Source organism: Cognatilysobacter terrigena (assembly GCF_004361065.1).
Taxonomy (GTDB): Bacteria; Pseudomonadota; Gammaproteobacteria; order Xanthomonadales; family Xanthomonadaceae; genus Cognatilysobacter; species Cognatilysobacter terrigena.
Genome location: NZ_SELT01000006.1, coordinates 52087 through 64117 on the forward strand (window position 1 = coordinate 52087; position 12031 = coordinate 64117).

Consider the following 12031-nt stretch of genomic DNA (forward strand, 5'->3'; position numbering starts at 1 on the left):
CGCGCGACCGCGGCCGCGTTGCAAGTGGTTTTTGTCGATTTGGGCCGAAAAAACGGTGTTTGGCTACTGTCCGCCCGGGACAGGCGCCGTCTGCGGCGTGTCCGGCGGCGGTCGCGGCACGCCGTATTCGTCGAGGATCGCGGCGATCGCGGCCGCCTCGCGCTGCAGTGCGGTATCGAGTTCGCGGCGCAGCGCGCGGTCCTCGCGGCGCACGCCCATCGAGATGTCGAACACCATCGGTTCCGCGCCGTCGAGCCAGGGCGTGACCGGCGTCAGGCGCAGCGGCGCACCGGCCTGCCGCGCGTAGTAGCCGGCGGTCGGGCCCCAGACAACGGCGACGTCGACCTCCCCGTTCGCGACCGCGTCGAGGATGGGCTTCTGCGGGGTGGAATTCGCGTAGTCGCCGTAGACGGTGTACCCGCGCACGTGCTCGTGCAGCCCGCGCCGCGCGAGCGCCTGCGCCGGCGGCGGATTCGCGCCGTCGTCGCCGATCAGCTGCACACCGATGGTGGCGTCGCGCAGGCGTGGGTCGTCGAGCGAGTTGACCGTCGCCCACGGCGTGCCTTCGCGTGCGACGAAGACGTAGGTGGACCGGTAGTACGGCTGCGTGGTCGACAGCATGTCCACCCCGCTGGCGACGCCGGGAATGACGTCGCAGTCGCGCTCGCCGAGCGTGTTGCGCACGTTGCCGCGGCGCTGCGCCCACCACGTGTACCGCACCTCGGCGCCGAGGTCCTTGGCGATCAGCGCGACGATCCGGTTCTCGAAACCGCTGCCGTCCTCCTTGGAAAACGGCAGGTTGTTCGGGTCCGCGCAGACGCGCAGTTCCCGCGCCTGCACTGCGGGCACGGCGAGCAGCGCGAGCGCGAGGATCAGGGACCGACGGCGACGCCCCACGGCTTGCCTCCCGGGTGGATGGTGGTGATGGTGCGACCGCTGGCGAGATCGACGACGCCGACGTCGCCCGACAGCCCGTTCGCGGTGTAGAGGCGCTTGCCATCACGCGACAACGCGATGCCCCAGACGCGATGCCCCGCCGGCAGGTAGCGCAGGATGCGGCCGCTCGCGGTGTCGACCTCGCCGACGCGGTCGCCACGCCCGAGCGCGACATACAGCCGCGACGTCGACGGCGACAGCGCGAGCCCGACCGCCTGCACGGTGTCGTTCGCACCGGGATCGCGATCGAAATCGACGACCTTCGACGGCGTGCGTGTGCGCATGTCGAACAGCGTGGCGGTGGCGCGCGTTTCCGACGTCACCCACAGGCCGCGGCCGTCCGGGGTGAACAGCGCATCGCGCGGCCGGGTGCCGACCATGCGGCTGTCGACCAGCTTCATGGTCGCCGCGTCGATGAAGTGCACGAGGCTCGCGGTTTCCGACGTCGCGATCACCCAGCGACCGTCCGGGCTCACCGCCATGCCTTCGGGCTCGGCGCCGACGCCGACTTCCGCGACGATGCGCTTGCCGGGGATGTCGACCGCCGAGACCTTGGAGTCCGCCTCGTTCGCGACGTACAGGCGCTTGCCATCCGGCGACAGCGCGAAACGCTCCGGGTCCGCACCGGAGGGCAGATGGTCGACGACGCGCTTCGCGGCGAGGTCGATCACGTCGATGCGGTCGTCGTCGCCTGCCGCGATCAGCAGGCGGCGGCCGTCGCGGCTCATCTCGAGGCCGCGCGGACGGCGGCCGGTCGCGATGGTGTTGTGCGTCCAGTTCGACGCATGGATGACGTGCACGACGTTGGCCTGTTCGTCGCTGACGTAGACCGTCTCCGCACGTGCGAGCGGCGCGACGAGTACGGCGAGCAGTGCGAGGCCGACCGAACCGACGGTACGGGACGGGACGTCGACGAGTCCGCGCGCGAGCAGCGCGATGCCGGCCGCGGCGTGCACCAACCCGCCGGGCACCCACATCAGCAGGCCGGCGAGCTGCTGGTCTTCGGTGGGACTCAGGCCGAAGGCGTCGAGCCGAAGCGCGGCGTAGCCGGCGTACCAGGGGCTGTGCGAGAACGCCATCAGCGCACCGAGCGCGCCGCTGGCGGTCGCGGTGAAGAACAGGCAGCCGACGACCAGCCCGCGCTGCGTGCGTGGCGAATGCAGCATCGCCCACCAGACCAGCAGCGCAGTCACCAGGAACGACACGTGCTGCGCGATGTGCCAGCCGGAGTTGGCCAGCGCACGGTCGAACGCGGGCGGCGCGTGCCAGCCCCACAGCGCGGCCATCTGCACGAGGCTCGCGGCGACGGGCGCGGTGAGGAAGCGCCACGCGCCCGACACCGCGGAGGTCTTGCCGGTCGCCGCCAGCGCGACGCGCCACGACCACGGCAGCGCCCACAGCATCACGCCCAGCGGCCGCGACATCACCAGCAACGGCGCGGCGACCAGCATCAGCAGTTCGTGCTCGAGCATGTGCGCGGCGAACGAGCGCTCGCCGGCCGCGTGCAGCGGCGAGACGATCGCGCCTGCCAATACGACCCAGCCCGACAGGTACCAGGCCGCCCCGCCCCGCCACGTCGCCGTGGTCGCGCTTCGCGACGCGAGACGCACCAGACCGACGAGGTACCAGACCAGCGAAACCGCGAGCGGTACGGTGACGGCTGCATCGAACGTCCAGCGCGGCGCCGCGAGTCGCGCGGCGGCGTCGCCATGCGCGAGTGCGAGCGCGGGCGACAGGGCGAGCCCGGCGGCGAACGCGCGTCGCATCAGGGTGCGCATGCGGGCACCAGCAGTGTCGCGGCGGTCTGCCAGACGATGCCGATCGCCAGCAGCACGGCCATCATGACCGACACCTGCGCGATGAAGCGGCGCGTCTGGTGATGCGGCATCGACGGGTCGCCGCCGCTCGTGGAGGCCCACGAGAGCCAGCCGCCGAGCACGATCAGCGCCATCGCGGGGATGCCGACCAGCAGCCCGTTGTGCAGCCCGCCGAGGCGGCAGTCGTAACGCAGCATGTCGCTGAGCAGCTGGTGGTGCACGATCTCCGCGACCATGCTGGCGATCAGGCCCGCCCACGGCGCGAGTCGCGAACGATGCAGTCGGCTCACAGCCATCGCGGCGTCCCGTAGATGACCAGGTAGAGCACGATCCAGCTGCCGACGATGAAGTGCCAGTACATCGCGTTGTCGGACGCGTCGGAGAACTTGCGGCCGTCCCAGTGTTTCGGATTGAACGCGATGGCGGCGAGCACGACGCTGTCGTAGACGTCGGTCAGCATGTGCACCGTATGCAGCGCCAGCAACGCCCAGACGATCGAGCCGTACGCGCTGCGCTGCCAGAGGACGTTCATCGCATCGAACTCGAACCAGCGCGCAACGAGCATCAGCAGTCCGGCGACGATCGCGCCCACCAGGCCGATGCGAACGCCGCGCAGGTCCAGTCGTTTTGCCGCCCTGCCCGCGATGACATTGGGGATCTCGCTCAGCAGCGCGAGCACGGTCACGATCGTCGACCACATGAGCGGCGGGACCGGCGCGGTCGGCGGCCACACGCCCTCGTCCGGCAGCAGGAAGTAGTACGCGCCGATCGCGAGCACGAAGCCCATGCCTTCGATCAGCATGAAGCCGACCACGGCCCACCAGGTCAGCGTGCGTGGGCCGAAACCGAAGTCGTTGAGGCTCGCCACGTTGAGGACAGCGCGCGTCGTGCGCATCAGCGGTCCCCCTTCAGGCTCTTCTCGGACTTCTTCGGCCAGAACCAGGCGGTCAGCGTGATGGCGACCGGAATCGCGCCCCAGACGACGCCCCATTCCTCGAACACGGTCCAGATGAAGAGGCCGGTCATCGCGATCGCGGCCAGCAGCGGCCAGATGCTGGCTTCCGGCATGCCCCACCGGTGCGACGGCTCGGCGTCGACGGGGCTGGTGAGCAGCACCTCGCGGCGATCGTCACGAACGCCTTCGACCACCGGAATGACGTCGACCGGCGCGCCCTGGTCGTCCGCCCATAACGGCTGCCGACCGGTCACCACCGGGATCTCCGCGAAGTTGTACGACGGCGGCGGCGACGGCGTCGCCCATACGAGATCGGGCGCGCCCCACGGATCGTGCGGCGCACGCTCACCAGTGCGCAGCGACTTCAATCCGTTGAACACGTACATCAGCACGCTGATGGCGATGAGGTACGAGCCGAGCGTCGAGATCATGTTGGGGATGTCCCAGCCCAGCCCCGGCAGGTAGGTGTAGACGCGCCGCGGCATGCCGGCGAGGCCGAGGTAATGCATCGGGAAGAACGTGACATTGAAGCCGACGAACAGCAGCCAGAACGTCCACTTGCCGAGACGTTCGTCCATGAGACGACCGGTGATCTTCGGGTACCAGTAGACGATCGCGCCGAGCAGCGGGAACACGGCGCCGCCGATGAGCACGTAGTGGAAATGGGCGACGACGAAATACGTGTCGTGCAGCTGCAGGTCGAGTGGCACCGAAGCGACCATCACGCCCGTCATGCCGCCGAGGGCGAACAGCGCGAAGAAGCCGAGCACGTACAGCATCGGCACGCGCAGGATGGGTCGGCCCGTGGCGATGGTCGCAATCCAGGCGAACACCTGGATGCCGCTGGGAACCGCGATCAGCATGCTCGCCGCGGTGTAGAAGCTGTTGCCCATCGGCGGCAGGCCCGCTGCGAACATGTGGTGCACCCACAGCCCGAACGCGAGGAAACCGGTTGCGATCAGCGAGAGCACCATCGCCGGATACGCGAGGATGGGACGGCGCGAAAACGCCTCGACGATCTCCGAGATCATCCCCAGCGCGGGCATGAAGATGATGTAGACCTCCGGATGCCCGAAGAACCAGAACAGGTGTTGCCACAGCAGCGGGTCGCCGCCTTCCGCCGCGTTGTAGAACTGCGTGCCGACCAGGCGATCGGTGATCAGGAACGTGCTGGCGAGCATCACCGACGGCATCGCGAAGATCACCATCAGGCTGGTCACGAACATCGACCAGACGAACAGCGGCATTCGCGCGAGGGTCATGCCCGGTGCGCGCTGCGTCATCACCGTCGCGACGATCTCGACCGCGATCGACAGCGCCGCCACTTCGGTGAACGTGATCATCTGCGCCCAGAAATCCGTGCGCTTGCCGGGAGAGAAATCCGACGACGACAACGGCGTGTAGCCCGTCCACCCCGCTTCCGGCCCGATGTCGAGCAGGAAGCACACGAAAATCAGGATGCCGCCGAACAGGTACATCCAGTAACTGAAGGCGTTGAGCCGCGGGAAGGAGATCGCGCGCGTGCCCACCATCAGCGGCACGATGTAGATCGCGATCGCTTCCATCACCGGCACGGCGAACAGGAACATCATCGCGCTGCCGTGGAGCGAGAACACCTGGTTGTAGCGGTCGGGCCCGAGCAGCGTGTTGTTCGGGAACATCAGCTGCGTGCGGATCATCAGCGCGAGCAGGCCGGCGAGCGCGAAGAAAACGAACGCAGTGACGATGTAGCGCCGGCCGACGCGCTTGTGGTCGACCGTCGTAATCCAGCCGATCAGGCCGGGTTTGTCGGCCCATGTGCGCTCGAGACGCGCGATGGAGGCGTCGCGGTCCGCCATTACTTCAACTCCGTCAGGTAATCGACGAGATCGCTCACGTCCTGCGGCGACAGCGGCACCGCCGGCATGTTCGCGCCGGGTTTCGGATGCTGCGGGTCGACGATCCACGCGGCGAGGTTGCCGCGATTCATCGGCAGCGTGCCGGCTGCGATGCTGCGGCGGCTGGCAAGGTGCGTCAGATCCGGCCCGGTGACGCCACCGGCCGTGGTGCCGGCAATGCGATGGCACATCGCACACGCACCGCGCTCGAACACCGCGAGGCCGCGCTGAGCGGATGGCGTCGTCGGCGGCGTTGCGGGCGTGCGCTGGTGATCGGCCCATGCCTGGTAGGCACCGAGGTCGTCGACCTGCACATCCATCGCCATCTTCGCGTGCTGAAGCCCGCAGAACTCCGCGCACTGGCCGCGGTAATAGCCGCCTGCGCGCGGCGTGATCATCAGTGCATTGGTGCGGCCGGGAACGAGGTCGTGTTTCCCGGTCAGCGCGGGCACCCAGAAGCTGTGGATGACGTCGCCGGATACGAGTTCGACCTGGACCGTGCGATCGCGCGGCAGATGCAGCTCGTTCGCGGTGGTGAATCGGCGCGACGAGTCCTGGTCGAGGTAATCGACCTGCCACCACCACTGCTTGGCCGTGACGCGCACGGCGAGATCCGCATGACCGCTGCGGATGCGGCGGTCCGCGGTGTAGCTCGCGGCGACGAGCACTGTCAGCAGACCGACGACGAGCAGCGACCACGCGCCCAGCGCGATCGACAGGCTGCGATCGCGCGTGGTGCCCTCACGTGCGAGTTCGCGGCGACGCCGCACCAGCGCGATTCCGAGCGCGATCAGCACGACGACGTACATCGTCCCGCACACCGCGAGCATCAGGTTCCACACCTGCCGGATCGTGGCGCCCTGCTCGCCCGCACCGACGAGGGCGGACTGCACGCCGGTGCAGCCGGCGAGCGCCGTCATCGCGACCAGCGCGGTCGCAGGCGCAAGCCAGGTGCGGATCGTGCGTGTTGTCACGGCGGCGGCGCCTGCACGCCGGTCGTGTCACCGCCCTTCGGGTGGCGCGTCGCGGTCTGTGTCGGCGGCGGTGCGCCCAGCATCTGCTCGGAGCGACTCGGCGCCGCGTCCTTGCGCACGTTGCCCGACAGCGACAGCACGTACGCCGCGAGTTCCCACGCCTGCTGGTCGGTCACCTTGCCGCGGAACGACGGCATGCCGTTCGGGCGGCCGTCGAGGATCGTCGCGTGGATCTGGTCGATGCTGCTGCCGTAGCGCCATTCGTCGTCCATGAGCGCTGGGCCCATGCCGCCGCCGCCGTTCGCGTGGCAGCCGTTGCAGTTGAACCACTTGAACCAGCGGCCGCCCTGCGTGACGTGGAAGGCGTTGTCCTGGTACTGCGGGCCGCGCGGATCGACCGCATCGGGCATGCGCGCGCCGGGCTGCAGGTCGGTCAGGCGCGGGCCGGCGCGCACTTCGCCGCTGGGCGGCGTGTGGTATTCGCGGCGCTCGCGCTCGCAGCCCACGACGAGGAGGAGCGTGCAGGCCGCGAGCGCCGCGAAGAGGGGCTCAATGCGGAAGCGCGAAGACATAGAGCGTCCCTCCGGCCGTCGTCTTCTGCTTGAGATCAGGTAGCGCAGCGCCCCAGCCGGCAGCGGCGGTCGCATCGCGCGTGTCGAGGTTGTTCGTGACGATCGCGCCGGGCCAGCCCCCGATGCCCGACAGGATCGCGATGTACTGGTGCCCGTCCGGGCCGCGATACGCGATCGGCTGGCCGATGATTCCGCTGCCCGTCTGGAACTTCCACAGCAGCGCGCCGCTGCGCGCGTCGATGGCCTTGAACCAGCCGTCCATCGTTCCGTAGAACACGACGTCGCCGGCGGTCGACAGCGTGCCGCTCCACACCGGCAGATCCTCCTTGATCTTCCACATCGCGCGTCGCTGCACCGGATTCCACGCGGTAACGACACCGCGATGTCCGCCCGGCCCCGCGTAGTACTTCTCTTCCGCGCCGATGTAGGGCGTGCCCGCGATGTAGTTCACCTCGCTCGGCTGCATGTCCATGCACAGGTTGTTGTGCGGCACGTAGACGAGGCCCGTACGCGGCGAAAACGACGACGGGTTCCAGTCCTTCATACCCGGCGCGGCGGGACAGATCTGTCGCGTCGTACGGCCTGTCTTCGGCTGCTTCTCCGCGTTGTATTGCGGGCGACCAGTCGTCATGTCGATCTTCAACATCGCATTGACCGGCCCGTAGGGGTCGGCCGACAGCACCTGCCCCGTCGCGCGGTCGAGGATGTAGACGAAGCCGTTGCGCTCGGGACGCACGATCACCTTGCGGCGCTTGCCGGCGATCGTCATCTCGAGCAACAGGTTCTCGTTGACGGCGTCGTAGTCGTAGAGATCGTGCGGGCTGAACTGGTAGAACCAGCGCGCATCGCCGGTGTCGGGATCGCGCGCGAAGATGCCGGCCGTCCACTTGTTGTCGCCGGGGCGCTGATCGGGATTCCACGGGCCCGGATTGCCCGTGCCGTAGAAGATCAGGTCGGTCTCGGGGTCGTAGGAAATCCAGCCCCACGCCGTGCCGCCGCCGATCTTCCAGGCGTCGCCGGGCCACGTCTTCGTGCCCAGGTCTGTGCCGCGATCGGACGCATAGTGCGGCTTGAACGACGGGCCGATCAGCACGTCCTTGTCCGGCCCTGTGCTGTACGCCTTCCACGCGATCTTGCCGGTGCCGGCATCGAGCGCGGCGAGCCAGCCGCGCACGCCCATCTCGCCGCCGGCATTGCCGACGAGCACTTTTCCCTTCACCACGAGCGGGGCCATGGTGATGGTCTCGCCCTTGTTGATGTCGCCGAGCTTGGTTCGCCAGATCGGCTTGCCCGTCGCGGCATCAACGGCGAGCGTGTTGCCGTCGAGCGTGTTGAAGAAGACGCGCCCCTGCGAGTACACCGCGCCGCGGTTGACCACATCACAGCACGCGACGCCCTGCGATGCCGGCTCGGGCTTGGGCTTGTACGACCACTTCGCCGGCGCGCCCGGCTTGGTGAGGTCGAGCGCGTAGAGCACGTTCGGAAACGGCGTGACGACGTACATCGTGTTGCCGACCACGATCGGGGCCGCCTCCTGCCCGCGATTGACGCCCGTCGAGAAGGTGAACGCGACGGCGAGCTTGCCGACGTTGCGCGTCGTGATCTCGTTGAGCGGGCTGTATCGCGTGCTCGCGTAGTCGTGCGCCGGCATCGTCCAGTCGCCGGAGGTAGCGGACGGTGCGGCGGGTGTGGTCGGAACAGCGAGGCCTGCGATGCCGGCGACGAATACGGCCGTCGCCAGGCGTCGTGAGAGCGGATGCACGGACGCGTCTCCTTGTGTCGGGATGTCGCGCACTCGTGTCGCGACCCCGCGCACACGCTATGAAGCGGCTGGTGAACGCGTAGTCATCTTTGACGTACGAAATCGACGTTGCCGATACATGGAGCGTGATCGACGCGAACGATTCAGACCCGCGGTTTTGCGGTGTCCCCGACTTCGATGATCTATAGCGGCGACGCGGCCGAATCCGCATTTTTGCGGCGCATCACAAGCAGCTTTGCAACGCAGGTGGTCAACGGCATGCGTCGTACACGCGGTCCTGCAGCGTTGACAGCAGCGCGTAGTTGCGCGCGAGTCCGGCGCGGCGTTCCACGGCATCGCGATAGGCGCGCGCGTCGGCGCACGTGTTGTGCGTGTCGACCGCGGCAACGGCCGTGCGCGCGGTTCGACGCGACGTGGCGCTGCGCGTGCGTGTCGATCGCTTGCGCGGTCGCGGCTCGTCGGACGCCGGCGCGACCGGATCCGGTGTCGCGTCCCAGACCTCGGCCGTCCGCTCGCCGCGCGGGCACGGCTCGCTCTGGTAGCGCGTGCTGCCGTCGCGCGTGATGCACTTCTGCACGGTCTGCGCGTCGGCATCGGTCGCTGCCAGACCGAACAACGCGGCAAATGCCGCCCTCCACATCCATGTCGTCATCCAGGTTCCCTCCCGTCGTCGCGACAGGATCAGGGCCGGGCGCTCTGCGCTGCATCGGTCGTCGCCGCCGCAGCGTGTCGGACTTCTCCGAGACGCCCGCCGACGGACGCGGCATCATAGGCGGCCGCTCCGGGAATCCTCGCGCATGCACGACTCGCCCCTGCCCGCCCTCGCCGACGCCCGCATCGCCGTGGTCGGCCTAGGCTATGTCGGCCTGCCGCTGGCGACCGCGTTCGGGGCGACGCACGACACGCTCGGCTTCGACATCGATACCGGCCGCATCGACGAACTCCGCGGCGGTCACGACCGCACGGGTGAAGCGCACGACGACGACTTCCGCCGCGCGATCCGCCTGCGCTTCGAATCCGACGCCGCCTCGCTTGCGGATCGCGACGTTTTCATCGTCACCGTGCCGACGCCGGTCGACGCGTTCAAGCGCCCGGACCTCGCGCCGCTGGAATCGGCGAGCCGCACGGTCGGCCGCTCGCTGAAGCGTGGCGGTGTCGTCGTCTACGAGTCCACGGTCTATCCCGGTGCGACGGAAGAGATCTGCGTACCGATCCTCGAGCGCGAGTCCGGCCTGCGCTACCGCGACGATTTCCACGTCGGCTACAGCCCCGAACGCATCAATCCGGGCGATCGCCAGCACAAGCTGCCGAACATCGTGAAGGTGACGTCCGGCTCGAGCGACGCCGCGGGGCGCTTCGTCGATGCGCTGTATCGCAGCGTCGTGCCGGCGGGCACGCATCTCGCATCGAGCATCCGCGTGGCCGAAGCCGCGAAGGTCATCGAGAACATCCAGCGCGACGTCAACATCGCGCTCGTCAACGAACTCGCGCTGATCTTCGAAAAGCTCGGCCTCGACACGCTCGAAGTGCTCGAAGCCGCTGGCACCAAGTGGAACTTCCTGCCGTTCCGCCCGGGCCTGGTCGGTGGCCACTGCATCGGCGTCGATCCGTATTACCTGACCCACAAGGCGCAGGGCATCGGCTACCACCCCGAGGTCATTCTGGCCGGTCGCCGCATCAACGACACGATGGGCCAGCATGTCGCGCAGCGCGTGCTGAGGCTGATCGCCGCGAAAGACAATCCGCCGCCGCATCCGCGCGTGCTGGTGCTCGGCCTCGCGTTCAAGGAGAACTGCGGCGACCTGCGCAATACGCGCGTCGTCGACATCGTCTCCGAGCTCAACGCCTACGGCGCGCGCGTCGACGTGCACGACCCGCGTGTCGACGCCGAGGAAGCGCATCGCGAACACGGCCTGCGCTTGCTCGACGCGCCCAAGGCCGGCGCCTACGACGCGGTCGTGCTCGCTGTGCCGCACGCTGAGTTCGTGCGCGACGGCACCGACTCCATCGTCCATTTCGGCCACGGCGACGCGGTCGTCTTCGACGTCAAAGGCGCCCTGCCCCGCGACGTCGTCCACGGTCGCCTCTGAGGATTTCGCCATGCGCGTGCTCGTGACCGGCGCCGCCGGCTTCATCGGTTCCCATCTGTCCAAGCGCCTGATCGAGCGCGGCGACGAGGTGCTGGGCTACGACGACCTCAACGACTACTACGATCCGCAGCTCAAGCGCGATCGCCTGAAGCACGTCGTTCCTGGCCACGGCTTCCGGTTCGTCGAAGCCAAGCTCGAGGATCGAGAGGCCATGGATCGCGCGTTCGCGGACTTCAAGCCGCAGCGCGTGGTGAACCTCGCCGCGCAGGCGGGCGTCCGCTATTCGCTGCAGAACCCGCGCGCCTACATCGACAGCAACCTCGTCGGCTTCATCAACATCCTCGAAGCGTGCCGGCACAACGGTGTCGAGCATCTGGTGTATGCGTCGTCGAGTTCGGTCTACGGCGCGAATCGCGAGCTGCCGTTCGCGGTCGAGCACAGCGTGGACCACCCCGTCAGCCTGTACGCCGCCACCAAGAAGGCGAACGAGCTGATGGCGCATACGTACAGCCATCTGTACGCGCTGCCGACGACGGGCCTGCGTTTCTTCACGGTCTATGGCCCGTGGGGCCGGCCGGACATGGCGCTGTTCCTGTTCACCCGCAAGATCCTCGCAGGCGAGCCGATCGAGGTCTTCAACCACGGCCGCCACAGCCGTGATTTCACCTACATCGACGACATCGTCGAAGGCGTGATCCGCACGCTGGACACGGTGCCGCAGCCGTCCGACGACGCGTCGCTGCTCGCGTCCCCCGCCGCGTCCACGGCGCCCTATCGCGTCTACAACATCGGCAGCCACCGACCGGTCGAACTGCTGCGCTACATCGAAGTGCTCGAAGACAGCCTGGGTTGCAAGGCGGAGCGTCGCCTCGTGCCGATGCAGCCCGGCGACGTGCCGGACACGTATGCCGATGTCGAAGCGTTGCGTCGCGATACGGGCTATGCGCCGTCGACGCCGGTCGAAACGGGCGTCGCGAAGTTCGTGGAGTGGTACCGCGGGTATTACGGCGTCTGATCGAAAGGGCGCATCAGGCCTTTCGACTGGCGA

General features: G+C 68.3%; 11 protein-coding genes. 2 read left to right on the forward strand and 9 right to left on the reverse strand.

Annotated elements, in window-relative coordinates; genetic code table 11:
* Window positions 1–63: 63 nt before the first annotated feature.
* From EVS83_RS05695 to EVS83_RS05735, 9 genes are all read right to left on the reverse strand, one after another.
* The gene (locus EVS83_RS05695) at window positions 64–897 is read right to left on the reverse strand and encodes a substrate-binding domain-containing protein (RefSeq protein ID WP_208108693.1); all 834 of its coding nucleotides are present in this window, start codon (window positions 895–897) and stop codon (window positions 64–66) included.
* Window positions 873–2714, reverse strand: a complete 1842-nt coding sequence (locus EVS83_RS15855; RefSeq protein ID WP_208108694.1) for a PQQ-dependent catabolism-associated beta-propeller protein — start codon at window positions 2712–2714, stop codon at window positions 873–875. The genes EVS83_RS05695 and EVS83_RS15855 overlap by 25 nt, the downstream gene beginning before the upstream one ends.
* Window positions 2702–3049 carry a hypothetical protein gene (locus EVS83_RS05705; protein ID WP_133500066.1) on the reverse strand — a complete coding sequence of 116 codons (348 nt, stop codon included), beginning with the start codon at window positions 3047–3049 and terminating at the stop codon, window positions 2702–2704. Before EVS83_RS05705 ends, EVS83_RS15855 begins: the two co-directional genes overlap by 13 nt.
* Window positions 3040–3648, reverse strand: coding sequence for a cytochrome c oxidase subunit 3 (locus tag EVS83_RS05710; RefSeq protein ID WP_133500067.1), 609 nt, complete (start codon window positions 3646–3648; stop codon window positions 3040–3042). The genes EVS83_RS05705 and EVS83_RS05710 overlap by 10 nt, the downstream gene beginning before the upstream one ends.
* Window positions 3648–5546, reverse strand: a complete 1899-nt coding sequence (ctaD, locus tag EVS83_RS05715; protein ID WP_133500068.1) for a cytochrome c oxidase subunit I — start codon at window positions 5544–5546, stop codon at window positions 3648–3650. Before ctaD ends, EVS83_RS05710 begins: the two co-directional genes overlap by 1 nt.
* Window positions 5546–6559, reverse strand: a complete 1014-nt coding sequence (coxB, locus tag EVS83_RS15860) for a cytochrome c oxidase subunit II (protein ID WP_133500069.1) — start codon at window positions 6557–6559, stop codon at window positions 5546–5548. Before coxB ends, ctaD begins: the two co-directional genes overlap by 1 nt.
* Entirely contained in the window at window positions 6556–7131 is a 576-nt protein-coding gene (locus EVS83_RS05725) for a c-type cytochrome (protein ID WP_133500070.1), read from the reverse strand. Before EVS83_RS05725 ends, coxB begins: the two co-directional genes overlap by 4 nt.
* Complete coding sequence (locus EVS83_RS05730) at window positions 7109–8893, reverse strand: methanol/ethanol family PQQ-dependent dehydrogenase (RefSeq protein WP_208108695.1); 1785 nt, start codon at window positions 8891–8893, stop codon at window positions 7109–7111. Before EVS83_RS05730 ends, EVS83_RS05725 begins: the two co-directional genes overlap by 23 nt.
* Window positions 8894–9143: 250 nt before the next feature.
* The gene (locus tag EVS83_RS05735) at window positions 9144–9545 is read right to left on the reverse strand and encodes a hypothetical protein (protein ID WP_133500071.1); all 402 of its coding nucleotides are present in this window, start codon (window positions 9543–9545) and stop codon (window positions 9144–9146) included.
* A gap of 145 nt (window positions 9546–9690) precedes the next feature.
* Between EVS83_RS05735 and EVS83_RS05740 the strand changes: the two genes are divergently transcribed.
* Entirely contained in the window at window positions 9691–10983 is a 1293-nt protein-coding gene (locus EVS83_RS05740) for a nucleotide sugar dehydrogenase (protein ID WP_281275102.1), read from the forward strand.
* Window positions 10984–10993: 10 nt separating this feature from the next.
* Window positions 10994–11998 (forward strand): NAD-dependent epimerase, encoded by a 1005-nt coding sequence (locus tag EVS83_RS05745; protein ID WP_133500072.1) that lies wholly within the window; start codon window positions 10994–10996, stop codon window positions 11996–11998.
* Window positions 11999–12031: the final 33 nt, after the last annotated feature.